We start from the raw sequence: 24,204 nt of genomic DNA, 5'->3' as shown, positions 1-24,204 counted from the left end.
CCGTGGCGTTACTTCACGATCCGGTCGAGCCGGTTGTTGACGAAGAAGTACAGCTCTTTGGCGCCGGGCTCGGTGTAGAGCACCTGCACCTCGCGCTGGCCCCGCCCGCTCTCGCCGACCAGGACGTCGGTCGGCGGGTGGCCCTTGAGCCGGACCAGCTCGCATTCGGGGATGCCGGGAGCGATCTCGGTGGCGGTCGCGGGCACCGAGCCGGTGCAGCTGCCGTCCTGCGCCAGGACCGGGCCCCAGGACGGGGCCGGCGGCGGGGGCTTGGGGGCGGCGACCACCGGCGGCGGGGCGGCCCGGTCGGTGCTGCCGCCGCAGCCGGCGAGCGCAAGCGTGCCGACGCCCATCAGGACCGCCACCATGCGCCGCATCGTCGTCTGGCCGGTCATCGCGCCTCGTCCGTCCTCGGGCCGCTTCCCCGTGCGGCCAGGGCCGTCTCGTAGAGGCGGATGGCGTCCCCGCGCAAGGCCGCCCGCGACGCCTGGCGGAAATAGAACATGTGCCCGCCGGGATAGACCGCCAGCGAGAGGCGCGGCGTCGGCCCGTAGGAGGGGATCTGGTCGAGGACCAGCTTCGAGGCGAAGTACGGCGTGACGAGGTCGGTGTAGCCGTGCGCGACGAGGACCCGCAGGTTGCCGTCGAGGGCGAGCGCCTGGCGCAGCTCGCCCACCACCTCCGGGGCCGAGCGGCCGCCGCCCCAGTTCCAGGCGCCGTTGACCGCATTGCTCAAGAGCTCGTAGCGCAGGTTCGGCACCCGCCAGTTCAGGGTACGGGCGGTGAGGTCGATCATCGCGCTGGTGAGCGGCGCCTGCATGGCGGTGAGGATCGGGTCCTCGAACCGGCCGAAGGCCGCGCTCGGGTCCGGGTCCCACCCGCTCACGCCGGTATCGTAGGCGCTCGCCACCCGGCCCGTGTCGCGATCGGCCTCGCGCTGGTAGCTCGCTCCCGAGACCCGGCCGGCCTGGCGGCGCACGAGCGCCGGGTCGAGCCCGGTCAGGCCCGCGACCCGCTCGGTCAGCCGGTCGAGGGCGGCGGCATCGGCGGGCCCGCGCAGGAGGTCGGCGAGGTAGGGCCCGGTGGCGTAGGCCTCGATCTCCTGCATCCGGGCGGGACCGGGCGTCTCGCCGCGCCGTTCGAGCCCGGCGGCGGCCAGCGAGGGCAGCCGCGTCACGGCACCGAGCGGGTTGTGCCGCGGCGGCTGGAGATAGCCGAAATCGAGGACCGGCGAGAGCAGGACCAGCCCCGACAGCCCGACCCCGACATCGTCCTGGAGCTTGCGGGCGATCAGGGGCCCGCGAAAGCCGCCGTAGCTCTCGCCGAGGAAGAATTTCGGCGAGGCGAGCCGGTCGTTGGTGCGCAGCCAGCGAGCGACCACCGCCGACAGGACGGCGGCGTCGCTCTCGACCCCGTAATAGCGCTTCGCGTCGTCGCCCGTCGCCCGGCTGTAGCCGGTGCCGACCGGATCGATGAAGACGAGGTCGGTGAAGTCGAGCCAGGTCTCGTCGTTGGGGACCGGTACCGGCGCCATCGACGGGCTGATGCTGGTGCCGTCGAGGGGCAGGCGCCAGGGCCCGACCGCCGCGAGGTTGAGATAGGCCGAGGACGCCCCCGGCCCGCCATTGATCGCGAAGGTCACGGGCCGCGTCGCCGCGTCCTTGCCGGCCAGGGTGAAGGCCGTGACGGCGATCTCGGCCTGGAGCTTGCCCGCTTCGTCGACCAGCGGCAGGCTGCCGGCGAATGCGGTGAAGCTCAGGGTTCGGCCGCCCGCCAGGGCGAGGCTGTGCTGGGTCGTGGCATCCGGCGGCAGCCGCCGCCCCTCGGGCTGGCGCGCCTCCTGCCGAGTCTCCTGCCGACTCTCCTGGCGTGCCTGCTGCGAGAGGACGGCCGGGGCGGGCCCGAGGCACAGGGCCGCCGCCAGCGCGAGGATCCGGGTCGTGATGCGGGTCATGACGTCTCCTCGGGAGGCGGGGCCGGACGGCCGGCGCTTCTGTGTCGGGCGGGCCCCTTCAGGCCTTCTTCTGCCAGCGGCCGCCCTCGTCCTGCTGCCAGTAGGCGACGGCGTGGCCGGCCTCCTTGGCGGTGCGCCACTGCTCGCGGGCGCGCAGCAGGGCGTCCTGGTCGGTGCCGTCGAACAGGATGCAGATGCGCTGGTACTCGGCCGCGTCGTCGGGCAGGGACGCACCCTCGACCAGGAAGCGGATCGAGGCGGCGTTGGGGTTGGCGTCGCGCAGGGTCAGCACCACCGGCTGCGTCGCGCAGTCGGGGTCGCGGTCGGTGCCGTGGGGCAGGAAGCTCTCCTCCGAGAAAATCCAGAGGTGGTCGTCGAGGGCCTGCAGCCGCTCCTCGCTCGTCGCCTGGATGGCGACGCGCCATTGCCGCTCCAGGGATTTCTCCAGGAGGCTCGGCAGCACCGCCTCCAAGGGCTGGCGCTGCATGTGGTAGAACAGGATCTCGGTCACGCTCATGAGATAGGGCACCCCGGGGCCGGCGGCACCGGCCCGGGGCACGATGCTCAGGCCGCTTCCTGCGCCTGGGCCAGGAGCTTCACCAGATCGCAGCCGGCATAGAGGTCGTGGGCGACGCCCGCGGCCCGCAAGGCCGCCTCCAGCTCGCCCGGCTTGCCGGCGAGGTAGACCGTGGCGGCGCCCACCGCCCGCAGCGCCTCGGCGGCGGCGACCGCCTGCTCGGCATAGATCGCATCCGACGAGCACAGGCAGGCGACGCGCGTGCCGGATTGCCGGAAGGCCTCCGCCATGGCGGCGTGATCCGCAAAACCCTCGTTCGTCACCGCCTCGATGCCGCCGGCCTCGAAGGCGTTGCGGGCGAAGGTGGCGCGGGTATTGAAGGCGCTCAACGGCCCGAGATTGGCGAGGAAGACCCGCGGGCGCCGCCCGGTCCGGGCGAGCGCCGCGTCGGAGGCGTCGCGCAGGGCCTCGTAGGGTTCGGCGAGGCGCCGCGAGGGCAGCGCCCCTTCCGGCACGGGGCCGGCCGCCGGGGCCGGGGCCAGCACCGCCACCGGCGCTTCGTGCAGGTCCGGGAACTCGCTCGTTCCGGTGATCGGCTGGCGGCGGGTAGCGAGGTCGGCGTCGCGGGTCTTGCGAAGGCCCGCGAGGCGGGTCGCCAGGGCGCCGGAGCGCAGGTTCGCGGCGATCCCGCCGTCCCGCTCGATCGCCTGGAACTGCGCCCAGGCCTCGGTGCAGAGAGCCTCCGTCAAGGTCTCGAAGCCGCCGGCACCGGCGGCCGGATCCGCGACGCGCCAGAGATTGGCCTCGTCGAGGAGGACGTGCTGGGTGTTGCGGGCGCAGCGGCGGGCGAAGGCGTCGGGCAGGCCGAGCGCCGCCGTGAAAGGCAGGACCGTGATCGCGTCGGCCCCGCCGAGGCCGGCCGAGAAGGCGGCGGTGGTCGCCCGCAGCAGGTTGACCCACGGGTCGCGCCGGGTGGTGCTGCGCCAGGCGGTCTCGGCGTGGAGCCGGATCGGCGCGGGCGCGAGCCCGCAGGCCTCCTCCACCCGGGCCCAGAGCCGGCGCAGGGCCCGGGTCTTGGCGACCGTCAGGAACTCGTCGGAATCGGCGACCAGCAGGAAGGCCAGGGCGTCGCGGGCACGCTCCAGCGTGTAACCACCGGCCTCCAGCGCCCGCAGGGTCGCGAGCGCGCCGGAAAGGAGCGCGGCGAGCTCCAGCGCCTCGCCGGCCCCGGCCTCGTGGAACGGGCGGGCATCGGCCAGGAAGGCGCGGCCGGCGAATCCCGCGGCGTCGAGGTCGCGCAGGATCTCGGGCAGGGCCGGCCAGGACGGCGCGGCGCCGGTCGCGGCCTCGATCGCCACGGGATCGAGGCCGAGGTCGATGTCGAGGGCGGCGAGGTCGTCGCCCCGGCTTGTGGCGAGGGCGAGGAGAGCCCTGGCGGCGTCCGGGCCCACGGCGCCGGCATCGAGCCGCAGGCCGATCAGCGGCAGCATCACGCCGGAGAGCGCGGCGTCCAGGGCCTGCGGGCCCGGAAGGCCGAAGCCGCGGGCGGCCGGGCTTCCCGCCATCACCAGGGTCAGGGCGTCGGCGCCGCCGTCGAGGTCGGTGAGCGCCAGGGCGCTGGCCTCGGCCGGATCGGGATGGTCGACCCGCTGGCTGACGCGCCAGCGGCCGGGCTCGGCGCGGCCCGGCTGGGGAGCGGCCTCGGCCGGCGGATAGAGCGGGGCGACCTTGATGCCGTCCGGGGTGCGGCGCACCAGCCGCTTCTCGAAATCGGCGCCTTTCAGCACCCCGTCGACCAGGGCACGCCACTGCGCCTCGGTGGCGGCCGGAAAGGCGGCGGCGAGCGTCGTATCGTCCATGTCGCGGGTCCTCGTGGCGCGGATCTCTCCCTAACGCCAGCACATAGCCGCGCCACACGCCATTGGTCGAGGTCCCTCGCGGGGCGTGGGTCGAGGTCCCTCGCGGGGGGCGGAGGCGCGGGGCGCCTCCGCCGAAGCGTCACCCGAAAATGATCAGCCCGGCGAAGCCCGCGGCACCGACCAGGATGCGCCACCAGGCGAACAGCGCGAAGCCGTGCCGCGAGACGTAGTCGAGGAGCTTGCGGACCACGAACAGGGCCGACAGGAACGCCACCACGAAACCGATGGCGATCAGCCCGACATCGTCCTTCGACAGGTTCTTGTAGTTGTCGAGCAGGTCCTTAGCGAAGGCGCCCGCCATGGTGGGCATCGCGAGGTAGAACGAGAACTCGGTGGCGGCGCGCTTGCCCGAGCCCATCAGCATCGCCCCCACGATGGTGGCGCCGGAGCGCGACACGCCCGGGATCATCGCCAGGCACTGGAAGAAGCCGATCTTGAGCGCCATCGGCAGCGAGTACTGGTGCACGTCGTCGTATTTCTGCTCGATCTCGGTCTCGTCGATGACGAGAAGCACGAGACCGCCGGCGACCAGCGTCGAGCAGATGATCCAGGGGTTGAACAGGTAGAACTTGATGTACTTCGAGAACAGGCCGCCGATGATCGCGGCGGGCAGGAACGCGATCAGGATCGCCAGGATGAACCGGCGGGCGCTCGGGTCGCGGGGCGCGCGCCGCAGCAGGTCGAGGAGCTGGCGGAAATAGACCCCGACGATGGCCAGGATGGCGCCGAGCTGGATCAGCACCTCGAAGGTGTTATTGGGCGATTCGAAGCCGATGAAGTGGCCGACGAGGAGCTGGTGCCCGGTCGAGGAGACCGGGATGAACTCGGTGGCGCCCTCGACGAGGGCGAGCACCACGGCCTTGCCGATGCTGGCGACGTCCATCACCGCGCTCCCCGGCCCGCGGTGGTGCCGCGCGCGGGCCCGCCCGCCCCTGCCCTACTCGTCACCGTCGTCATCGTCGCCTGCTCTCGTGCTCGCGCCGCGGGCGGTCGCGACCGCGCCCGGCGGGGATGGGGGGAAGGAACCGGGACCGTCACGGGCCCGGCCGGTGCCGTACCCCGCCCGCCGGGGTGGATCGGCCGTCGTCGCGAGACCCTGTGGCAAGTCTTGTGTGGCAAGTCTGTGGTGGTCAGGGCCGACCGTGACGGAGGACCGGACCGCTCCCGCCGCATGGCTCCGATCGCGGGCGCCGGCTACAGGGCGGAGTCTCGCACCGGTACGGTTGAGGCTCGGTTACCAGCCCCGCATCGCCGTGTTAAGGATGCCGAAAGACATACCTCTGGTGGTGACCGGGCGTTAATCACGCGCGGGCCAAGCCTGATACAGACGCGACCCCCGCACGACCCACCGCGAGCCGACCTTCAAGGCCAGCCAACAGACGAAGCGCGAAACGGCCCCGCATGGCGACGCTCCATCACTCCTCGTTCTGCCCGCATTCCCGCTTCGTGCGCCTGGTGATGGCCGAGATGGGCATGGAGCCCCAGCTCGTCGAAGAGCGCCCCTGGGAGCGCCGGGACGACTTCCTGATGCTCAACCCCGCCGGCACCACGCCGGTGCTGGTGGAGGAAGGCGGCCTCGCCGTGCCGGGCGGCGGCGTCATCGCCGAGTACCTCGACGAGACGCGCGGCCTCGGGCTCAGCGGCATCCGGCTCCTGCCGGAGGCGCCGGCCGCCCGGGTCGAGGTGCGGCGCCTGCTCGACTGGTTCCTGCAGAAGTTCGATCAGGAGGTGACCGGCTATCTCGTCACCGAGAAGATCCACAAGCGCTTCATGACCTCGCAGCACGGCGGCGGTCCGCCCGACATGAACGCGATCCGGGCGGCGCGCAGCAACGTGCGCTACCACCTGAAATACATCGGCTACCTGATCTCGCGGCGGAACTGGCTGGCGGGCAGCCACCTGACCTATGCCGACCTGGCGGCCGCCGCGCACCTGTCCTGCGTCGACTATCTCGGCGACGTGCCGTGGGACGAGGACGAGATGGCGCGGCACTGGTACGCCCGGGTGAAGTCGCGCCCGTCCTTCCGCGGCCTGCTCGCCGACCGGGTGGCCGGGATGGCGCCGGCCGACCATTACGCGGATCTCGACTTCTGACGGCGACCCAGACCCCAGACAAGCTGCGGCGTTTCCTCGAGACCCGCGCGCGCATCCTCGGCTTCGACGCACTCGCGGTGACCCGGCCCGACGCGGTGCCGGCCCTGCCGGAGCGCCTCTCCGCCTGGCTCGCCGCCGGCCACCACGGCGAGATGGCCTGGATGGAGGAGCGCAAGGCGGAGCGCGCCGAGCCGGCGCGGCTGTGGCCGGCGATCCGCAGCATCGTGATGCTGGGGATGAATGCCGGGCCGGAGGGCGATCCGCTGGCGTCCCTCGCCGATCCGACGCGCGGTTCGGTCGCCATCTACGCGCGCCGGCGCGACTACCACGACGTGATCAAGGGCAAGCTCAAGGAGCTGGGTGGTGCCTTCGCCGCCAAGGCGGGGGCTAAGGTCAAGGTCTTCGTCGACACCGCGCCGGTGATGGAGAAGCCGCTCGCGGAAGCCGCCGGCCTCGGCTGGCAGGGCAAGCACAGCGTGCTGGTGTCGCGCAAGTTCGGCAACTGGCTTTTGCTCGGGGCGATCTACACCACGGCCGACCTGGCGGTGGACGCATCCGAGCCCGACCGGTGCGGGAGCTGCCGGCGCTGCCTCGATGCCTGCCCGACGAACGCCTTTCCGGCTCCCTACCGGCTCGATGCCCGGCGCTGCCTCGCCTACCTGACGATCGAGCACGAGGGGCCGATCCCGGCGGAGTTCCGGGAGCCGATGGGCAACCGGGTCTTCGGCTGCGACGATTGCCTGGCGGCCTGCCCGTGGAACAAGTTCGCGGCCGCGGCCCGGGAGGCGCGGCTCGCGGCCCGTGCGGACCTCGCCGCCCCTCCCCTCGCCGAGCTGGCCCGGCTCGACGAGGCGAGCTTCCGCCAGCGTTTCGCCGGCACGCCGATCAAGCGGACGGGGCGCGACCGCTTCCTGCGCAACGTGCTGATCGCGGTGGGCAATTCAGGCGACCCGGACCTCGCCGGAGAAGCGCTGCGGCTCCTCGACGACGCCTCGCCGCTGGTGCGCGGCATGGCGGTGTGGGCGCTCGCCCGCCTCGGGCGCCTGCCCCCCGGCCCCGCGCCGGACGAGCACGATCCCGACGTGCTCGCCGAGTGGGCGGCGGCAAAAAACCGAGGTGTCCCGAGGGTGAGCCCTCTGGCGGGAGCCGAGCAGCGCCCTGCATAAGACGGCACGTTCCCTCGGACGAGGCTTTGGGCCCCATGAACCTGTTCGTCTTCGGGCTCGGCTACACCGCCGGCCGTTTCGTGGCGCGCGAGCGCGCCCGCTTCGCCTCCGTCACCGCGACCCGCCAGGCGCCCGCCGCGGTCGACGGGGTGTCGCTGCGGGTCCTCTCTCCCGGGGAGGCGGATCCGCGGATCGCCGACGACCTCGCGCGGGCCGACGCGATCCTGGTGTCGATCCCGCCGGATTCCGGCCACGACCCGGCGCTCCACGCCTTCGCGGACGCCATCGCGGCCGGGCCGGCGCACTGGATCGGCTACCTTTCGACGATCGGGGTCTACGGCGACCAGGGCGGGGCCTGGATCGACGAGGCGACGCCGCCCGCCCCCACCCACCAGCGCACCCGCGACCGGGTGGCGGCGGAAGAGGCCTGGCTGGCACTCGGCGCGCGGACCGGCAAGGCGGTGCAGGTCTTCCGGCTGTCGGGCATCTACGGGCCGGGCCGCAACGCGTTCGAGAAGCTGCGCCAGGGCAAGGCGCAGCGCATCGTCAAGCCGGGCCAGGTGTTCAACCGCATCCACGTCGACGACATCGCCACCACGCTCGCCGCCTCCCTCGACCGGCCGCGCCCGGGCGCGGTCTACAACGTCACCGACGACGAGCCGGCCCCGCCGCAGGACGTGACGGCCTTTGCCGCCGACCTCGCCGGACTGCCGCTGCCGCCGGCGGTCGATTTCGACACCGCGTCCCTGAGCCCGATGGCGCGCAGCTTCTACGGCGAGAACAAGCGGGTAAGGAACCGCTTGATCCGGGAGGAGCTGGGGGTGGCGCTGGCGTATCCGACCTATCGGGAGGGGTTGCGGGGGTTGGTGTAGGCGGATCCGTATCCTGCAGGCCTTCACTGCGCCGTCCTCTCACTTAGCGTGCCGCTTGTTCCACATAAGTGGCTATGGTATGTGTTACGCATCACGTAACGTGCACCATGATCCAGAGCTTTGCGGATAAGAAAACCCGCTTGTTTCATGAGGATGGCTTATGCCATGCATCATGGCGCAGCTTTGAACGGATCGCCTTGCGCAAGCTCGATGCTCTAGATGCCGCTGTGGCGCTAGACGACTTGCGCAGTCCTCCGGGCAACAGGCTGGAAGCGCTGAAGGGCGATCGAGCGGGGCAACATAGCATCCGCATCAACGGCCAATGGCGAATCTGTTTTGTGTGGCACGAGAGTGGACCGTACGACGTCGAAATCGTCGACTACCATCATTAATGGCGGAGTTTCGGCATGGCTCGGAACCGTACTCATCCCGGCGAGTACCTGCTTGAAGAATATCTCAAGCCGCTGCATCTCAGCGCCCGCCAGCTCGCGGACGCGCTCGACATTCCTCATAATCGGGTCAGCGACATCGTCCGCGGGCGCCGCAGCGTCACCGCCGACACGGCATTGAGGCTTGGACGTTACTTCGGGACCACTGCGCAGTTCTGGATCAACCTTCAGACAGCCTACGACCTTGCCAATGCGCAGCGATCGATCGATCTGTCCCGGATCGTCCCCAGAGCACCGTCCGAGGTCCTGCCGGCTTGAATTAGAGCAGTGATATCCGCTGGCGGCGCAGAAACAGCGCTGCCGCGTGGCTGGTCCTCACGCCGCGTGCCGCCCCGCCTCCGCCCCGAAATGCCCGATATACCGCTTGGCGATCGCCTCGACGGGCAGCACCACGAACACGTCGGTCGTGCCGAACTGGTAATCGACCACCGCCCCGTCGCCGAAGGTGGCGCCGACCCGCAGATACCCCTTGATCAAGGGCGGCAGGGCATGGAGGGCGGCCTTCGGGTCGATCGCCTCGCGGCTGAGGCGGTCCATGGCGACGTGGCGGCCGGGCAGCGCGCGGGCACGCCAGCCCTCGGGGGCGCGGGCGAAGTGGTGCAGGAAGCTCAGGGGCAGCGCCAGGCTGTCGGGGTCGGTGCCCTCGAGGCTGGCGCAGCCGAGCATCGCGTCGATGCGGTGGTGCAGCACGTAGGTCCAGATGCCGTGCCACAGGAGCTCGACGGTGCGCTTGGTGCGGTAGGGCTTGAGCACGCAGGAGCGGCCGAGCTCCAGCAGCCGCTTGCCCGCATTGGCCTCCAGCACCGGGCCGAGATCGTACTCGCCGGCGGTGTAGAAGCCGAAATGCCGGTCGGCCTGCTCCTGGCGCAGCAGCCGGTAGGTGCCGACCACCCGGGGCTTGGGCTTGCGGAACGGCGTCTGCTCCTTTGCGTCGTGGTCGATCACCAGGAGGTGGTCGCAGACCGCGTCGTATTCGTCGGCGTCGCGGCGCTTGAGCAGGGCCATGCCGGTCGGGATCGCCGCCATCTCCTCGTAGAAGACACGGTAGCGCAGACGCTGGGCCCGCTTGATCTCCTTCGGCGTCGTCGCGAGGCGCACCTCCAGCGAGCCGATGCGGCCGAGCACCGGGTCGAGGCCGGGGGTCTCGAAATGCCTCAGGCGCGGGAAGAGCCGCGAGGTCTGGCCGAACCCCTTCTGGCCGATGTCCTTGAGGTGGATGCCGCCCTCGGCGGCGCGGCCGAGGAGGCGCGCGAGGGGGATGCCGGGCGGGGCGTCGCGGCCGTCGCCGGAGGGGCCGCGGGTGAGGAACGGAACCATGGTCGAGGCATCCCGTGCGGCGCCGACCGATCCGGCGCCCGTGAGGCGGTCGCCGCGACCGTCCCCGCGTGCCGACACAACACCACGAAGCCGGCACGGGAATATGACAAAGGTTGTTGAGATCGATCAGAGGGTTGGCGGGGCAGCCCTGCCCCGCCCGCGCTCCGTTCAGACGAACTGGCTCAGGCCCGGGATCGAGCCGACGATCGGCCCCATCACGTCCTCGCCGGCCTTCTCGCGGCCATAGGCGAACAGCTCGCGGCCGAGCGGCTGCATCTGGTTCATCGGCACGCCGGCCGACATCAGCTTCTGGCCGAGTGCCATCACGCCGCCGCCCATCATGCCGCCGAGCATGCCCATCAGGCCGCCGCCGCCCTCGCCGGCGCCGGCCTGGGCGATCGCCGCCTCGGAGCCCGGCATGGCGGCGATGAGCTGGTTGACCTCCGTCGCCGGGCCCTCCTTCTGCAGGAAGGCCAGGATGTGGCCGATCGCCGTCTGGGCCGTGGTCGCGTCCAGTCCCGTGGCCTGCGTCACCCGGGCAACAAGCTCTTCCATCGTGGTCTCCCGCGCGTCGGCACCGCCCATGTCGGAGGGGTGACATGCGGCCTGCGACCGGGCGGTCTTCGGCGAAGGCCGCCGCGAAATCAAGGCGGGGGGCCGAATCCCGGCGGCCGCGGCGTTGACAGACGGGATGCGGACCCGTAACGGAGACATCTGGCGCGCGGACCGTGAGGGACCGTGCGCCGTCGCGTTCGCGGACCGCCCTTCGGGCGCCCGAGCGTCAATTGCCAAAAAGACGATCCCGGCGAACCGCCGGAGGTCGGATGGAACACGGACGAGAACGATGTTCGCAGTGATCAAGACCGGCGGCAAGCAGTACCGCGTCGCCGCCAACGACGTCATCACGATCGAGAAGCTCGAGGGCGAGGCCGGCACCGCGGTCACCTTCGGCGAGGTGCTGCTGTTCACCGACGGCGCCGGCGCGACCCAGGTCGGCGCCCCGCTGGTCTCCGGCGTCAGCGTCGCCGGCGAGATCGTCAAGCAGGCCCGCGGCCCGAAGGTCATCGCCTTCAAGAAGCGCCGCCGCCAGAACTCGCGCCGCAAGCGCGGTCACCGCCAGGACCTCACCGTGGTCCGCGTCACGGGCATCAGCGCCGCTTAAAGCTGGCCGCGAGCCCTTTTCTCAGAATTCAGGAGTTAGCCCCATGGCTCACAAGAAGGCAGGCGGTTCGTCCCGCAACGGTCGCGATTCGGCTGGTCGTCGTCTCGGCGTGAAGAAGTTCGGCAGCGAGGCCGTGATCGCCGGCAACATCATCGTGCGTCAGCGCGGCACCAAGTGGCATCCCGGCGTCAACGTCGGCATGGGCACCGACCACACCCTGTTCGCCCTCACCGCCGGCAAGGTGCAATTCATTACGAAACGCGGTCGCGCGTTCGTAACGGTCGTCGCCAACGACGCCGGCCCGGCCCTGGAGGCCGCAGAATAACCCGACGGAGCCAGTGACGAGGGAGCTCCGCCGGTGTCCCCACACCGACCCGGCGACTCCTGCTCACCTTAGGCCCCGAAACGGCCAAGCTCCGAGCGAGATCACGAGGGGAAGGTGGGGAACCACCTTCCCTTTCGTCGTTCTCGTAACCGTGCCCGAGCGGGAGGCTCTGGGTTCGGATCGGAGTCAGGCGATGTTTCCCGACCTCACCCGCGACGATGTCTTCCGGCTCGAGACCCGGAGGCTGTGGCTGCGCTGGGCCCGTCAGGCCGATGCGCAAGCCCTCGTCCGATTCGCCGGTGAGAAAGCCGTAGCCGGGATGACCGCCCGAATTCCGCATCCGCTCGATCCGCCCTCCGTGGACAATTTCGTCCTGGAGTCGCGGCGGGCCAACGCGGAGGGCCGCGCGCTGGTCATGGCGATCACGCCGCGGCGGCACCCGACCCAGGCGATCGGCATCGTCAGCATCGAGCCCGACCCGGACGGCCACGCGCCGCATCTCGGCTACTGGCTCGGCACGCCGCACTGGGGCCAGGGCCTCGCGACGGAAGCCGCGCGGGCGATGATCGACGCGTTCTTCGCCTATACCGAGGGCGAGGAGCTGTCCTCCTCGGCCCGGGTGGTCAACCCGGCCTCGCGGCGGGTCCTGGAGAAGTGCGGCTTCGCCTCGGTCGGCTCGGGCCTCCAGGCCTTCCCGGCCCGGGGCGGCGTCTTCCCGGTCGACCGGTTCCGGCTCGACCGGCGCGCCTGGGACAGCCTGAAGACCTGGCACGCCGCCGGTCTCGTCTTCGCGCGCCACGACGGGGCGGAATGCCGCGTCGGCGCCTGATTGTCCGATAAGATCCGGCGGCCGGGGTCTCCTCCCCGGCCGCCATTCCCCATTCAGGAGTTCGTCCCGTGAAGTTCCTCGACGAGGCCAAGGTCTACGTCCGCTCGGGAGACGGCGGCGCCGGCTGCGTCTCGTTCCGACGCGAAAAGTTCATCGAGTTCGGCGGGCCGGACGGCGGCGACGGCGGCCGCGGCGGCGACGTCTGGATCGAGTGCGTCGAGGGGCTCAACACCCTGATCGACTACCGCTACCAGCAGCATTTCAAGGCCCGCAAGGGCGAGCACGGTTCGGGCCGCAACCGCGCCGGTGGCAAGGGCGAGGACGTGATCCTCAAGGTGCCGGCCGGCACCGAGATCCTGTCGGAGGACCGGGAGACCCTGATCGCCGATATGACCACGGTCGGCCAGCGCTTCCGCCTCGCCAAGGGCGGCAACGGCGGCTTCGGCAACGCCTACTTCACCACCTCGACCAACCGCGCCCCGAAACATGCCAATCCGGGCCTCGAAGGCCAGGAGCACTGGCTCTGGCTGCGGCTGAAGCTGATCGCCGATGCCGGCCTCGTCGGGCTTCCCAACGCCGGCAAGTCGACCTTCCTGGCCACCGTGACGGCGGCCAAGCCCAAGATCGCCGACTATCCCTTCACCACCCTGCATCCGGGGCTGGGCGTCGTACGGGTCGACACCCGCGAATTCGTGCTCGCCGACATCCCGGGCCTGATCGAGGGCGCGCACGAGGGCGTGGGCCTCGGCGACAAGTTCCTGGCCCATGTCGAGCGCTGCCGGGTGCTGCTCCACCTCGTCGAGGGCACGAGCGAGGATGCCGGCGCCGCCTACCGGCTGGTGCGCACCGAGCTCGAAGCCTACGGCCACGGGCTCGAGGACAAGCCCGAGGTGGTCGCGCTGTCGAAGGCCGACACCCTCGATCCCGAGACCCTGGAGCTCCAGGTCGCCCGGATCGAGGAGGAGACCGGCCGGAAGCCGCTGATCCTGTCCTCGGCGACCCGCCAAGGGGTGACCGAGGCCCTGCGGACGCTCATGGCCCGCATGGATGCGGCCGCCGCCGAAACGCCGGTGGAACGGCCGGCCTGGCAGCCGTGACGTCGCCCGGGGGCGCCCGCAGGCGCCCCGGCTATTTCAGGATCTCCTCGAACGCCGCGCGCACCCCGGCCCGCGTCTCGGCGAGCTGCGCGACGAGGGCCGCCTCGTCGGGCTGGCCCGAGGCTGCGGCGAGGCGGGCACGAGCCGCCGCCGGGGCGGTACGGCCGAACTCGCCCTCGACCATCAGGCGCTGCCAGTGGTGCACGTCGTCGAGGAGCCGGTAGGCGGTGACGAGCCGGCCGGCGAGGCCGGGCTCGATCAGCCCGCGGTCGCCGGCGCGCTCCAGGACCCCCGGCGCGTCGAGGCCGACGAGATCGGGATGGGCCGCGGCGTGCGACAGGATCAGGGCCTGCGCCAGGAAGTCGAGGTCGAGGAGCCCGCCCGGGGCGAGCTTGAGGTCGAGGGGGCCGTGGTCGCCCTTCTCCTTCGCCACGAGGGCGCGCATCGTCCGCACCTCGCGGGCGACCGTCTCGGGGTCGCGGGACTGGCACAGGATCGCGGCGGCGGTGGCGTCGGCCTCCGCCATCAGGCCGGGATCGCCCGCGATGGCCCGGGCCCGGGTCAGGGCCATGTGCTCCCACGGCTCCGCCTCCTCGCGCCAATAGGCGGCGAAGCGTTGCCACTGGTTGGCGATCGGGCCCTGGCCGCCGCTCGGGCGCAGGCGCAGGTCCACCTCGTAGAGCCGCCCGCGCCGGGTCGGCACGGTGAGCGCGGCGACGAGGCGCTGGGTCAGGCGGTTGTAGTAGACCGCGGCATCGAGCGGACGCTTGCCGTCGCTCTCGCGAGCGTCGGGGTCGAAATCGTACAGGACCACGAGGTCGAGGTCGGAATCGGCGGTGAGCTGGCGCGAGCCGAGGCGACCGAGGCCGAGCACCGCGAAGCGCCCGCCCGGCACCCGCCCGTGATCGGCGGCGAAGACCGATTCGACCGCCCGGAGCGCCGAGGCCACCACCGCCTCGGCGATGCCCGCATAGGCCCGGCCGGCGCCCGCGGGCGGCAGGATGCCCGAGAGGAGGCGCGCGCCGGTGACGAAGCGCAACTGGCGGGCGGCGTCGCGGCTGCGGTCGAGGAAGTCCTCGTAGTCGCGGGGCTGGCCGAGGCCGGTACGGAGCTGCTCGGCCAGCGCCCCGGCCTCGGTCACCGGGGCGACGAAAGCCGGGTCGATCACCGCGTCGAGGACGTGCGGGCTGAAAGCCACGGTATCGGCGAGCCGCGGCACGGTGCCGAGGAGATCGGCGAAGAGCAGCCGCAGCCGCTCGTGCGAGCGCAGGATGGTGAGAAGCTCGACCGCCGCCGGCATCCGACCGAAGGCGCGGTCGAGGGCGGCGAGCGCCCCGTCCGGGTCGGCGGTGCCGGACAGCGCCTGGATCAGGGGTGGGACCAGGTCGGTCAGCACCTCGCGGGCGCGGGGGCTCGTCACCGCCGGGCGGCGGCCGAAATGCCAGCCGCGCACCGTCTCGGTCGCCCGCTCCGGCGCCCGGAAGCCGAGGCTCCGCAGGGTTGCGAGCGTGCCGGGATCGTCCTCGACCCCGGTAAAGACGAGGTCGCCGACCTCCGCGGCGAGGTCGGGCTCGGCCTCGAACAACAGGGCGTAATGGCCCTGCACCCGGCGCGCCTCGGCGGTCAGCGCGTCGCCGAATGCGGTCTCGTCGGCGTAGCCGAGAAAGCGGGCGAATCGCGCGAGCTTGCCCGGATCCTCGGGCAGGCGCTGGGTCTGCTCGTCGGCCACCATCTGCAGCCGGTGCTCGACGGTACGCAGGAAGCGGTAGGCCTCCCCCAATTCGTCGCGGGCCTCCGGGGTGATCCAGCCCTCGTCGTGCAGCGCGCCCAGCATCTCGAGCGTGCGACGGCCGCGCAGCGACGGGCGCCTGCCGCCGAAGACGAGCTGCTGGGTCTGGACGAAGAACTCGACCTCGCGGATGCCGCCGCGCCCGAGCTTGATGTCGTGGCCCGCCACCGCGATGGCGCCGTGGCCCCGCACGGCGTGGATCTGCCGCTTCATCGCGTGAACGTCGGCGATCGAGGCGAAGTCGAAGTACTTGCGCCAGATGAACGGCCTTAGCTCGGCGAGGAAGGTCTCCGCCAAAGTCCGGTCGCCGGCGACCGGGCGCGCCTTGATGAAGGCGGCGCGCTCCCAGTTCTGCCCCACCGTCTCGTAGTAGGTGTAGGCGGAGGGCAGCGACAGGGCGGTCGGGGTCGAGCCGGGATCGGGCCGCAGGCGGTAATCGACCCGGTGGACGTAGCCGTCGGCGGTGCGCTCCTGCAGGAGCTTGGCGACCGCTTGCGCGATCCGGCTGAAGAACGGCGTCGCCTCGACGCCGGCGCGCAACGGCGCCGTGTCGGGATCGAACAGCACGATCAGGTCGACGTCGCTCGAATAGTTCAGCTCGCCGGCCCCGAGCTTGCCCATGCCGAGCACGATCAGCCCCGACCCCTCCTGGGGCTTCGACGGATCGGGCGGCAGGAACCGGCCGGTGCCGGCGGCCTGGACCAGCGCCGCGTCGACCGCGGCGCCGACCGAGGCGTCGGCGAAGTCCGAGAGCGCCGCGGTCACCTCTTCCAGCGACCACACCCCGCCGATATCGGCGAGCGCCACCAGGAGCGCGTGGGCGGCGCGGTTGCGCCGAAGCCCGGCGGCGACGTCGCCGCCGGCAAGTCCGGCCGCCCGCTGGTCGGCCAGGATCGCCGCGTTGGAATCCTCCGGCGCGCGTTCCAGGACCCCGGCGAGGCGGGCGGGATCGCGGGCGGCGAGCCCCCACAGGAACGGCGAATGGTCGGCGAGCCCGAGGAGAAGGCCGCGGGCCGGGCCGCCCTCGCCGATCAGCGGCGCGAGGCCGGGCGCCTCTGCAAGCAGGTCGGCGACGCGCGAATGGGCGCGCTCCGGATCGGCGAGGCGGGGCGCCCGGGCGAGACGCGCGGAAAGGGAGCCGGTCACGCCGTCGTCTCCCGCGGGGCTTGAACCTCCCGTGCGGCCGGCGCCGGCAGGCGCAGCACGGCGCGCAGGCCCGGCGCGTTGTCCTCCAGCGCGAAGGTGCCCTGGTGCAGCCGCGCCACCGCGTTGACGAGGCTGAGGCCCAGACCGAAGCCCGGACGGGTGCGGGCGGTCTCGAGCCGCACGAAGCGCTCCAGCACCCGGCCGCGATCGGCTTCGGGGATCCCCTCGCCCTGGTCGGCGACCGCGAGCAGCACGGCCCCGTCCTCGCGCCGGGCGGTGACGCAGACCACCGGCGGGACCGTCGGATCGGCCGGCCTCTGCCCGTACTTCAGGGCATTGTCGATCAGGTTCGCCATCGCCTGTCCGATCAGCTCGCGGCTGCCGTGCAGCAGGAGACCGTCCTCGATCTCCGTCCGCAACCCGACGCCGCGTTCTTCCGCCACCGCTTCGTACAACTCGCCGACCTCGAGCGCGACTGCGCCTGCGTCGAAATCCGCCAGCCCCTCGCGGGCGTTGCCGGCCTCGAGGCGAGCGATCATCAGGAGCGCGTTGAACACCCGGATCAGGTTGTCGCTCTCCTCGATGTTGGCTTCCAGCGCCGCGCGCAGGGATTCCGGGTCGTCGCCCTCGCGCAAGGCCGCGTCGGCCTTGTTGCGCAGGCGGGTGAGCGGGGTCTTGAGGTCGTGGGCGATGTTGTCCGAGACCTCGCGCATGCCGCGCATCAGCTCGCCGATGCGGTCGAGCATGGCGTTGAGGTTGCTTGCCAGCCGGTCGAGCTCGTCGCCGGTGCCGGCCAGCGTCAGCCGCCCGTCGAGGTCGCCCGCCATGATGCTCCGGGTGATCTCGGTCATGTGGTCGACGCGCTTGAGGACGCGTTGCGCGATGAACCAGCTGCCGAGGAAGCCGAGGCCCACCACCAGCATCAGCGACCAGGCGAAGGCGCGCCCGATCACCGCCCGCAGCCGGTCGCGCTCCTCGACGTCGCGGCCGACGAGGAGGCGGAAGCCCCCCGGCAGGGTGAAGATGCGCACGATCGCCCGGTGCTCGACGCGGTCGCCGTCGGTGCTGCGGCCGTAGGTCGTCTCGGTCTGGCCGGGCTCGTTCAGCACCCCGGGCGGCAGGGTCTCGACGTTGCCGACGACGTGCTCGCCCGCCGGCGTGGTGACGAGGTAGAGCGAGGCGCCCGGCTCGCGCGAGCGGCGCTCGACCACGCTGACGAGGCGGCGGATGCCGCCCGCTGCGTACTGGTCGGACAGGCCGTTGATCTCGGCCTCGATGGTCGAGACGATCTGGTCGTCGAGGACGCGCCGGGCGTTCCAGGCGACGTAGCCGAGCGCGAAGAACGCGAAGGCGGCGAAGACCAGGAGGTAGGCGAGCGACAGCTTGAAGGCCGTGGTGCGAAAAAGCGTGCCGAGGCGCACGAGCACGCCGTCGGGCCCTGCGGCCTGGCCCGCCGGTGCCAGCGGGGTCGCGGTCCGGGCGCTCACGCCTCGCCGCCGGCGCGGACCATGTAGCCCGCCCCCCGCACGGTGTGGATCATCGGCCGCTCGAAGCCCTTGTCGACCTTGGCGCGCAGGCGCGACACGTGGACGTCGATGACGTTGGTCTGCGGGTCGAAATGGTAGTCCCAGACGTGCTCGAGCAGCATCGTGCGGGTGACGACCTGGCCGGCGTGGCGCATCAGGTATTCGAGCAGGCGGAATTCCCGCGGCTGGAGCGGGATCTCCTGCCCGGCCCGGGTCACCCGGTGCGACAGCCGGTCGAGCTCGAGGTCGCCGACGCGGTAGCTCGTCGCCTCCGTGGCCGCTCCGCCGCCGCGGCGGCGGGCCAGGACCTCGATCCGCGCCATCAGCTCGGAGAAGGCGTAGGGTTTCGGCAGGTAGTCGTCGCCGCCGGCCTTGAGGCCCTTCACCCGGTCGTCGACCTGGCCGAGCGCCGAGAGGATCAGCACCGGGGTCTCGACGCCCTGCTCGCGCAGGGAGCGGATCAGCGACAGCCCGTCGAGCTTCGGCAGCATCCGGTCGACCACCAGCACGTCGTAGGCGCCCTCGCGGGCGAGGGCGTAGCCGTCGAGGCCGTCATCGGCGGTGTCGGCGACGTGGCCGGCCTCGCGGAAGGCCTTGGACAGGTAGCTGGACGCCTCTCGGTCGTCCTCGATGATCAGGAGGCGCATGTCGGACATTCTAGGGCAGTTCCCGGGCGCGCGGGAGAGCGTCCCGCGCCGGGATCCTGGCGCCCTGGACCCGGGGCGGTCCCCGGACCCGGCGCATCGTGCCGGGGGAGGAGAACCGGCACGGTGCGACGGGCGTCGCCGAGAGGTCGGCAGGCCGAGCCGGGGGACTCGGCCTGCCGTGGCGCGGAACGCCGGGTCGTCTGGGGGGCGATGATGGTGACCCGGCGCCCCGGCCCTCGGGGCCTAGGACGCGCCGGCGCCCCGGGGGTGGGAGGCGCCGCCGCATCCGGCGACCCTGCCGTTCTAGGCTCCCCGGGCTTACGCCCGTGTCTCCGCACCATGAACTCTGCGTAATCTTGGCTGCGGGCGATATCCTCCCGCGGGCGGAGGTCCGCCCGCGGGAGGATGCGTCACACCACCGGCGGCGCCGTCGCGGCGGCGTCGGGCGCCGGGGACTTCGTGCCCGAGACCAGCGGCCCGTCGCCGTGGACCAGCGTCATCACGAGCGCCACGACCGCGAGCAGAGCCGCCACCACGGCGGGAACCAGGAAGGCGCTCTCGCCGAAAGCGGCGTGCAGGAGGCCGCCCGAGATCGCCCCGAAGGTCAGCGCGGCCCAGAGCGGCGCCTGGATCCAGAACGACGGCGAGGGATGGCCGAGGAGCAGGTTGGCGAGCCCGGTGCCGAAGCGCACCACCGCACCGGTGACGTAGGTGAGCGCCAGGCTGCGGCCCTCCTCGTCCTGCAGCACGGCGTTCTGCATCCCGAGCGCCAGCACGATCGGGTAGGCGTGGAGCGGGAACTCGAAGGGCCCGCGCGGCATCAGGAGGCCGACGGCGAGAAGCAGCGCCTGCAGGGTGAGAAGCACGGCGAGCCGCCAGTAGCCCACCGCCGCGGCCAGCAGGGTGCCGATGAACGCCCCGAAGCAGAACAGCGCGATGGTGCTGCCGACCCGGGTGACGTTGCCCCAGTCGCCCAGGCTGACCGCGACGCCGAAGCGGGTGGTGTTGCCGCTCATGAAGGACATGAACAGCTGCGAGAATTCGAGGAACCCGATCGCGTCCGCGCAGCCGGCCAGCGCCGACAGGGCCAGCGCGAACGGTACCCGCGTGCTCGCGGCGGCCGGAAAGGCCTTGGTTTCCTTCTCTGCCATTCACCCCTTCTCCTCGTACTGCCCTCGGGGCAGATTGATTGCCCATGCGGAACCGAGCCGGAGCGGAACGGTTCCGTTGCGCGGCATCGAACGCGGTGCGAGACGGTTGGGGTGTGCGGTTTCTCACATAGGGTGTCGGGGTCGTCCGCCTCCCCGCCGCCGGAGGTGGACGATCCGTCTCTCGCCGGACGTGCCCGGGGCACGGGATGGCGCGCCGTGCCGGCTCAGTAGAGCCGGGTGCGGTAGGATTCCTCCATCAGCCGCTCGGCCTCGGCGACGCCGATCGCGCCGGTCTGGTCGGACAGGATGCGGCCGAGGCTCGCGACCCGGTCGCGGGGCACCTGCGCCGCCGGGTCCCACAGCCGGGCACGCATCACCGCCTTGCCGCAATGGAAGAACGCCTCGCGCACCGTGACGACGAGCCCGGTCGTCGGCACCTTTCCCTGCGCGGAAAGCGGCGCCAGCAGGGCGGCGTCGGTGGTGAGGCGGGCGGTACCGTTCACCCGCAGGGTCTCGGTGACGCCCGGCACCAGGAAGATCAGGCCGATGCCCGGCGCCGTCAGCAGGTTGCCGAAGCTGTCGGCGCGGTTGTTGCCGCGCCGATCCGGGATCAGCAGGGTGGCGTCGTCGAGGACCTGCACGAAGCCCGGCGCGTCGCCCCGGGGGCTCGCATCGGCGCGACCCTCGGCATCGGCGGTGGCGACCACCAGGAACGGCGAGAGCGCGATGAAGGCGCGGGCATGCGGATCGAGCCGGGGCAGCACCTTGCCCTCGGCGAGGCGGCTGACCGGGCCCATATGGCCGCGCAATTCCGCCTCGGTGCGGATCTCCGCCTCGGTGCGCGTCTCGTCCATCCGGCTCTCCCGCTCATGTCCGGGCGTGCGCCCCGTCACGCCTGCGGCCCGTTGTCCGGTGCACCCGCCCCGGCCCGCCATGCCCTATCTCGATCAGGGTGCGGCCTGCGGGCGGGCCAGGCAAGGTCCGCGACGAGGCAGGTCAACGAGGAGGATGGGACAAGCGATGAGACGTCCCGGCCGCCGGCCGTTCCAAGGCGCGCGCCGCCTCGCCGCCGCGGCTCTTCTGACCGCCCTCGCCCATCCGGCCGCGGCGGGCCTGACGCCGAAGGATCTCGCCGGCGTCGCCCTGGCGCCGTCGCCGGATGCCCGCGCGCCCCTCGATGCCGCCTTTACCCGGGCCGTGGACGGGCGCGGCACGAGCCTCGGCGAGGCGATGGGCGGCCGCCCCACCCTGCTGATGCCGCTCGACTATGCCTGCCGCAACGTCTGCGACCCGATGCTGGCGGTCGCCGGCGCGGCGCTCGCCGCCACCGGCCTGCAACCCGGCACCGATTACCGCCTGGTGACCCTCGGGTTCAATCCGCGGGCCGATGCGGGCCAGGCCCGCGCGATGGTGGCCGAGCAGCTCGGGGCCGGCCCCGTCCTGGACCACACCGTGGTGCTGCTGGGCTCCCCCGCCCCGGTCGCCGCGGTGACGCGGGCGGTGGGCTACGCCTACGCGTACGACCGGGACACCGAATCCTACGCCCACCCGGCCGGCGCCCTGGTGCTGTCGGGCGACGGGCGGGTCGCCCGGGCGCTCTCGCCCCTGGCGATGACTGCCCGCGACCTGCGGCTCGCCCTGGTCGAGGCCGGCGAGGGCCGGGTCGGCGGGCTCGCCGACCGGCTGGTGCTGCTCTGCTACGGCTACGACCCGCAGACGGGCGTCTACACCCCGCTGATCCGCCGCGTCCTGACGATGTTCGGCCTCGCGACCGTGCTGGCGATCGCCGGACTGGTCTGGTGGCTGCAGCGGCGGTCGGGCCCGGCCCGTTCGGCGTGACGGGAACGAACGGTCCCGCTGGGCGGCGGACCGCCGACGGTGCAGAGTGCGGCGCCGGGCCCCGAATCGCCCGGCGGAGGACGCGGGCCGCGGGGCCGCGAGCGAAGGGAACCGAGCGACAGGATGACAGCCCCCCTCGTGATCACGGTGGCGCCCAACGGCGCCCGCCGCACCAAGGCCGACCACCCCGCCCTGCCGATCGACCCACGGGAGATCGGCCTCGAGGCGGCACGCTGCCGCGAGGCCGGCGCGGCGATGATCCACCTGCACGTCCGCGACGCCGAGAACCGCCACACCCTCGACCTCGACCGCTACCGGGCGGCCCTGGCGGCGGTACGCCGCGAGGCGGGCCCGGAGATGATCTGCCAGGTCACCACCGAGGCGGTCGGCCTCTACAGCCCGGCCGAGCAGATGGCGGCGATGCGGGCGCTCAAGCCCGAGGCGTTCTCGGTCGCCCTGCGCGAGCTCTTCGCCGAGCCGGAGGACGAGGCGGCAGCCGCCGCGTTCCTGGCCGAGCAGGCCCGGGCCGGCGTGCTGGTCCAGCACATCCTGTACGATGCCGGCGACGTCACCCGCTTCCAGGGCCTCGCCGCCCGGGGGCTGATCCCGCTCGAGCGGGCGAGCGCGCTGTTCGTGCTCGGCCGCTACGCGGTGGGCCAGCGCTCGGACCCCGCCGACCTCCTGCCCTTCCTCGCCGCCTGGACGTCGGAGCACCGCCTCGACCTACCCTGGGCGTTGTGCGCCTTCGGCCCCCGCGAGGCGGCCTGCCTCGTCGCGGCGGCGACGCTCGGCGGTCATGCGCGGGTGGGGTTCGAGAACAACCTCTGGCGCCCCGACGGCCGTCCGGCCGCGAGCAATGCCGCGCAGGTCGCGGACCTCGCCGGTCTGGCGCGAGCGCTCGGAATCGCGGTCGCGACCGGGGCGCAGGCGCGGGCGCTGTTCACCGGGGAGGCGTGACGGGGCCGGCCCCGGGGCCGGCTACTGGCTGACGGCGGCCGCGGCCGGCTCGGGGGTCGCGGCGGCGGTCTGCGGCACCGGGGGCGCCGGCTTGCGCACGACGAAGTGGCGGAACTCCACCGGGCGGCGCGGCGGCATCGGCATCGCGGGCTTCGCCTCCTCCGCCGGGGGGGCGGCCGGATCGAGGGCGGCAACGGTCGTGGTCGCGGCGGGGGCGGCGGGAGCCGGGGTGGCCGCGAGGCTGATCGTCTGGCCGGAGGTCGGGAAGGGCGAGGCGGCGGCGGGGCCGGCATAGGCGAGGGCGGCGCCCGCGACCGGCTCCGGGGCGGCGTGGAACGCCAGGGAGGCGGGGCGCACCGGCGGCAGCGGCACCTTGACGACCGGCTCGGGGAGGTCGGGCAGCTGGTACTGCGAGGGAGCCTGCGCCTGGGCGGTCGTCGGCTGGAAGGCCGCGGAGGCGACCTGCTGCGGGGCGGTGGTGGGCGGCGGCAGGACGTACTGCGTCGTCGAGCCGGTCGGGGCGAGCGCGGTGGAGAGCGCGGCGACCGACGGGTCGGCGGAGGCCGTCGCGGTCGTGGCCGCCGGCCGGGCGCCGAAGACGTTGGAGAGGAACTTGCTGAGGGGGTTGGCGGGAGCGCCGACGTCGCGGACCGGCGGCGCCTCGAGCTCGGCCACGTCGGTACGGATTCCGGCCCGCTTGGCGGCGTAGTAGTAGCCGCGGGCGTAGTAGCTGTAGGCTTGGCTCTCGTTGCCGTGGGCGGTCTTGTAGGCACCGGCCAGGTACGCGACGCCGTAGGTCAGGTTGATCTTGGCATCGAGCAGGCCGGAGGCCGGGCCGCTGTAGCCGAGTGCCCGGGCGGTGCCGTGCTTGATCTGCATCAGGCCCATCGCGCCGCCGCGGCCGACCGCGCGGGGATTGTAGCCGCTCTCCCGCTTCACCACCCGGTGGATGAAGCTCGCCGGGACGCCGTTCGCCTTGGCGTGCGCCTCGATCAGCGCGTCGATGTTGTCGCGAACCGGGCTCACCTGGGCCGTGGCCGGGAGCGGCGCCGCGACGGCGACGGCGATGAGGAGGCGCTTGCGCATGCAGGACCTGCTGGAGGGAGCCGGTGCGCTGCCGCACCGACGGGAAGGCTCATCCTGCTCCGTTTGAAATGCGGCGGGAAAGAGACTTGGCCGTTCCGCGACCGAACTTGGCCGTTAACTCCACCGGAAAACAGCCAGGTTTCGCGCTGCGGTGTGGCCCTGGGGGCACAGGAACGGCGTCTTCTTCGGTTTCCCCAGGCGCCGGCCCGGCGCTGGCGGGACGAGTGATTCGCCCCTAGCGCCGTCCGCCACCGCCGAAGCCGCCGCCGGGTCCCGCGCCCCCGAACCCGCCGCCGGGCCCCTCGCCGCCGGGACGGCCGAACCCGCCGGGGCCGCCGCCGCCTTGCCCGCCGAGCCCCCCC

Annotated in this window: 24 protein-coding genes; 11 read left to right on the top strand and 13 right to left on the bottom strand. The window is 72.6% G+C overall.

The window, feature by feature from the left end; all coding sequences use genetic code 11:
• Positions 1–8: 8 nt before the first annotated feature.
• The 5 genes from HPY23_RS25480 to HPY23_RS25460 form a co-directional block, all read right to left on the bottom strand.
• A complete protein-coding gene (locus HPY23_RS25480) occupies positions 9–395 on the bottom strand; it encodes a hypothetical protein (protein WP_060846398.1) in 387 nt (128 codons plus the stop codon).
• Positions 392–1,954, bottom strand: a complete 1,563-nt coding sequence (locus HPY23_RS25475) for a S10 family peptidase (RefSeq protein WP_091886674.1) — start codon at positions 1,952–1,954, stop codon at positions 392–394. The genes HPY23_RS25480 and HPY23_RS25475 overlap by 4 nt, the downstream gene beginning before the upstream one ends.
• A gap of 58 nt (positions 1,955–2,012) precedes the next feature.
• The gene (locus HPY23_RS25470; RefSeq protein WP_091751405.1) at positions 2,013–2,465 is read right to left on the bottom strand and encodes a DNA polymerase III subunit chi; all 453 of its coding nucleotides are present in this window, start codon (positions 2,463–2,465) and stop codon (positions 2,013–2,015) included.
• Between the two features lie 53 nt (positions 2,466–2,518).
• Positions 2,519–4,330, bottom strand: a complete 1,812-nt coding sequence (locus HPY23_RS25465; RefSeq protein WP_091886677.1) for a methylmalonyl-CoA mutase family protein — start codon at positions 4,328–4,330, stop codon at positions 2,519–2,521.
• 139 nt (positions 4,331–4,469) lie between these two features.
• Positions 4,470–5,273 carry an undecaprenyl-diphosphate phosphatase gene (locus HPY23_RS25460; protein ID WP_060846401.1) on the bottom strand — a complete coding sequence of 268 codons (804 nt, stop codon included), beginning with the start codon at positions 5,271–5,273 and terminating at the stop codon, positions 4,470–4,472.
• A 518-nt stretch (positions 5,274–5,791) separates the two neighbouring features.
• On the opposite strand from HPY23_RS25460, the gene HPY23_RS25455 reads away from it, so the two are divergent.
• The 5 genes from HPY23_RS25455 to HPY23_RS25435 all read left to right on the top strand — a co-directional run bounded on the left by HPY23_RS25455 (position 5,792) and on the right by HPY23_RS25435 (position 9,229).
• Complete coding sequence (locus HPY23_RS25455) at positions 5,792–6,484, top strand: glutathione S-transferase family protein (RefSeq protein ID WP_060846402.1); 693 nt, start codon at positions 5,792–5,794, stop codon at positions 6,482–6,484.
• Positions 6,481–7,650, top strand: coding sequence for a tRNA epoxyqueuosine(34) reductase QueG (queG, locus tag HPY23_RS25450; RefSeq protein ID WP_413231074.1), 1,170 nt, complete (start codon positions 6,481–6,483; stop codon positions 7,648–7,650). Before HPY23_RS25455 ends, queG begins: the two co-directional genes overlap by 4 nt.
• A gap of 35 nt (positions 7,651–7,685) precedes the next feature.
• A complete protein-coding gene (locus HPY23_RS25445) occupies positions 7,686–8,522 on the top strand; it encodes an SDR family oxidoreductase (RefSeq protein WP_091886680.1) in 837 nt (278 codons plus the stop codon).
• 107 nt (positions 8,523–8,629) lie between these two features.
• Positions 8,630–8,914 (top strand): type II toxin-antitoxin system RelE/ParE family toxin, encoded by a 285-nt coding sequence (locus HPY23_RS25440; protein ID WP_091886683.1) that lies wholly within the window; start codon positions 8,630–8,632, stop codon positions 8,912–8,914.
• A 15-nt stretch (positions 8,915–8,929) separates the two neighbouring features.
• Positions 8,930–9,229, top strand: coding sequence for a HigA family addiction module antitoxin (locus tag HPY23_RS25435; protein ID WP_091886687.1), 300 nt, complete (start codon positions 8,930–8,932; stop codon positions 9,227–9,229).
• Positions 9,230–9,286: 57 nt separating this feature from the next.
• Here HPY23_RS25435 and olsB read toward each other — a convergent pair whose 3' ends face one another.
• Positions 9,287–10,288, bottom strand: coding sequence for a l-ornithine N(alpha)-acyltransferase (gene olsB / locus HPY23_RS25430; RefSeq protein WP_091886690.1), 1,002 nt, complete (start codon positions 10,286–10,288; stop codon positions 9,287–9,289).
• 168 nt (positions 10,289–10,456) lie between these two features.
• On the bottom strand, positions 10,457–10,843 hold the full coding sequence (locus HPY23_RS25425; RefSeq protein WP_048428415.1) for a DUF2267 domain-containing protein: 387 nt from the start codon (positions 10,841–10,843) through the stop codon (positions 10,457–10,459).
• A gap of 289 nt (positions 10,844–11,132) precedes the next feature.
• On the opposite strand from HPY23_RS25425, the gene rplU reads away from it, so the two are divergent.
• From rplU to obgE, 4 genes are all read left to right on the top strand, one after another.
• Complete coding sequence (gene rplU / locus HPY23_RS25420) at positions 11,133–11,450, top strand: 50S ribosomal protein L21 (protein ID WP_048436258.1); 318 nt, start codon at positions 11,133–11,135, stop codon at positions 11,448–11,450.
• A 43-nt stretch (positions 11,451–11,493) separates the two neighbouring features.
• The gene (gene rpmA / locus HPY23_RS25415) at positions 11,494–11,775 is read left to right on the top strand and encodes a 50S ribosomal protein L27 (protein ID WP_060846406.1); all 282 of its coding nucleotides are present in this window, start codon (positions 11,494–11,496) and stop codon (positions 11,773–11,775) included.
• 193 nt (positions 11,776–11,968) lie between these two features.
• The gene (locus HPY23_RS25410) at positions 11,969–12,604 is read left to right on the top strand and encodes a GNAT family N-acetyltransferase (RefSeq protein ID WP_060846407.1); all 636 of its coding nucleotides are present in this window, start codon (positions 11,969–11,971) and stop codon (positions 12,602–12,604) included.
• Between the two features lie 68 nt (positions 12,605–12,672).
• Positions 12,673–13,701, top strand: coding sequence for a GTPase ObgE (gene obgE / locus HPY23_RS25405; protein WP_091886693.1), 1,029 nt, complete (start codon positions 12,673–12,675; stop codon positions 13,699–13,701).
• Between the two features lie 31 nt (positions 13,702–13,732).
• On the opposite strand, the gene HPY23_RS25400 is transcribed toward obgE, so the two are convergent.
• From HPY23_RS25400 to HPY23_RS25380, 5 genes are all read right to left on the bottom strand, one after another.
• A complete protein-coding gene (locus tag HPY23_RS25400; protein ID WP_091886696.1) occupies positions 13,733–16,636 on the bottom strand; it encodes a bifunctional [glutamine synthetase] adenylyltransferase/[glutamine synthetase]-adenylyl-L-tyrosine phosphorylase in 2,904 nt (967 codons plus the stop codon).
• Positions 16,633–18,099 (bottom strand): HAMP domain-containing sensor histidine kinase, encoded by a 1,467-nt coding sequence (locus tag HPY23_RS25395; protein WP_091886784.1) that lies wholly within the window; start codon positions 18,097–18,099, stop codon positions 16,633–16,635. The genes HPY23_RS25400 and HPY23_RS25395 overlap by 4 nt, the downstream gene beginning before the upstream one ends.
• Positions 18,100–18,119: 20 nt before the next feature.
• Complete coding sequence (locus tag HPY23_RS25390) at positions 18,120–18,809, bottom strand: response regulator transcription factor (RefSeq protein ID WP_060849267.1); 690 nt, start codon at positions 18,807–18,809, stop codon at positions 18,120–18,122.
• A 410-nt stretch (positions 18,810–19,219) separates the two neighbouring features.
• Entirely contained in the window at positions 19,220–19,960 is a 741-nt protein-coding gene (locus HPY23_RS25385; protein WP_091886699.1) for a YoaK family protein, read from the bottom strand.
• 224 nt (positions 19,961–20,184) lie between these two features.
• Entirely contained in the window at positions 20,185–20,814 is a 630-nt protein-coding gene (locus tag HPY23_RS25380) for a pyridoxamine 5'-phosphate oxidase family protein (protein ID WP_091886702.1), read from the bottom strand.
• A gap of 166 nt (positions 20,815–20,980) precedes the next feature.
• Between HPY23_RS25380 and HPY23_RS25375 the strand changes: the two genes are divergently transcribed.
• Both HPY23_RS25375 and HPY23_RS25370 read left to right on the top strand, forming a co-directional pair.
• Positions 20,981–21,799: a thioredoxin domain-containing protein gene (locus HPY23_RS25375; RefSeq protein WP_236012475.1), complete on the top strand. Its 819-nt coding sequence runs from the start codon at positions 20,981–20,983 to the stop codon at positions 21,797–21,799.
• A gap of 123 nt (positions 21,800–21,922) precedes the next feature.
• Positions 21,923–22,756, top strand: a complete 834-nt coding sequence (locus HPY23_RS25370) for a beta-keto acid cleavage family enzyme (protein WP_091886705.1) — start codon at positions 21,923–21,925, stop codon at positions 22,754–22,756.
• 21 nt (positions 22,757–22,777) lie between these two features.
• Here HPY23_RS25370 and HPY23_RS25365 read toward each other — a convergent pair whose 3' ends face one another.
• Positions 22,778–23,842 (bottom strand): lytic transglycosylase domain-containing protein, encoded by a 1,065-nt coding sequence (locus tag HPY23_RS25365; protein ID WP_091886708.1) that lies wholly within the window; start codon positions 23,840–23,842, stop codon positions 22,778–22,780.
• Between the last annotated feature and the right edge of the window lie 362 nt (positions 23,843–24,204).

It is taken from the genome of Methylobacterium ajmalii, assembly GCF_016613415.1.
GTDB lineage: Bacteria > Pseudomonadota > Alphaproteobacteria > Rhizobiales > Beijerinckiaceae > Methylobacterium > Methylobacterium ajmalii.
The sequence above is the reverse complement of the archived record's forward strand: the minus strand, read 5'-3'. Positions and strand labels throughout refer to the sequence as shown.

What these genes read in the sequence shown, in the direction of transcription:
- HPY23_RS25480 (WP_060846398.1), bottom strand. Translation starts at nt 395, where the DNA reads ATGACCGGCCAGACGACGATGCGGCGCATGGTGGCGGTCCTGATGGGC.
- HPY23_RS25475 (WP_091886674.1), bottom strand. Translation starts at nt 1,954, where the DNA reads ATGACCCGCATCACGACCCGGATCCTCGCGCTGGCGGCGGCCCTGTGC.
- HPY23_RS25465 (WP_091886677.1), bottom strand. Translation starts at nt 4,330, where the DNA reads ATGGACGATACGACGCTCGCCGCCGCCTTTCCGGCCGCCACCGAGGCG.
- HPY23_RS25460 (WP_060846401.1), bottom strand. Translation starts at nt 5,273, where the DNA reads ATGGACGTCGCCAGCATCGGCAAGGCCGTGGTGCTCGCCCTCGTCGAG.
- HPY23_RS25455 (WP_060846402.1), top strand. Translation starts at nt 5,792, where the DNA reads ATGGCGACGCTCCATCACTCCTCGTTCTGCCCGCATTCCCGCTTCGTG.
- HPY23_RS25445 (WP_091886680.1), top strand. Translation starts at nt 7,686, where the DNA reads ATGAACCTGTTCGTCTTCGGGCTCGGCTACACCGCCGGCCGTTTCGTG.
- HPY23_RS25440 (WP_091886683.1), top strand. Translation starts at nt 8,630, where the DNA reads ATGATCCAGAGCTTTGCGGATAAGAAAACCCGCTTGTTTCATGAGGAT.
- HPY23_RS25435 (WP_091886687.1), top strand. Translation starts at nt 8,930, where the DNA reads ATGGCTCGGAACCGTACTCATCCCGGCGAGTACCTGCTTGAAGAATAT.
- olsB (WP_091886690.1), bottom strand. Translation starts at nt 10,288, where the DNA reads ATGGTTCCGTTCCTCACCCGCGGCCCCTCCGGCGACGGCCGCGACGCC.
- HPY23_RS25425 (WP_048428415.1), bottom strand. Translation starts at nt 10,843, where the DNA reads ATGGAAGAGCTTGTTGCCCGGGTGACGCAGGCCACGGGACTGGACGCG.
- rplU (WP_048436258.1), top strand. Translation starts at nt 11,133, where the DNA reads ATGTTCGCAGTGATCAAGACCGGCGGCAAGCAGTACCGCGTCGCCGCC.
- rpmA (WP_060846406.1), top strand. Translation starts at nt 11,494, where the DNA reads ATGGCTCACAAGAAGGCAGGCGGTTCGTCCCGCAACGGTCGCGATTCG.
- HPY23_RS25410 (WP_060846407.1), top strand. Translation starts at nt 11,969, where the DNA reads ATGTTTCCCGACCTCACCCGCGACGATGTCTTCCGGCTCGAGACCCGG.
- HPY23_RS25390 (WP_060849267.1), bottom strand. Translation starts at nt 18,809, where the DNA reads ATGCGCCTCCTGATCATCGAGGACGACCGAGAGGCGTCCAGCTACCTG.
- HPY23_RS25385 (WP_091886699.1), bottom strand. Translation starts at nt 19,960, where the DNA reads ATGGCAGAGAAGGAAACCAAGGCCTTTCCGGCCGCCGCGAGCACGCGG.
- HPY23_RS25380 (WP_091886702.1), bottom strand. Translation starts at nt 20,814, where the DNA reads ATGGACGAGACGCGCACCGAGGCGGAGATCCGCACCGAGGCGGAATTG.
- HPY23_RS25375 (WP_236012475.1), top strand. Translation starts at nt 20,981, where the DNA reads ATGAGACGTCCCGGCCGCCGGCCGTTCCAAGGCGCGCGCCGCCTCGCC.
- HPY23_RS25370 (WP_091886705.1), top strand. Translation starts at nt 21,923, where the DNA reads ATGACAGCCCCCCTCGTGATCACGGTGGCGCCCAACGGCGCCCGCCGC.
- HPY23_RS25365 (WP_091886708.1), bottom strand. Translation starts at nt 23,842, where the DNA reads ATGCGCAAGCGCCTCCTCATCGCCGTCGCCGTCGCGGCGCCGCTCCCG.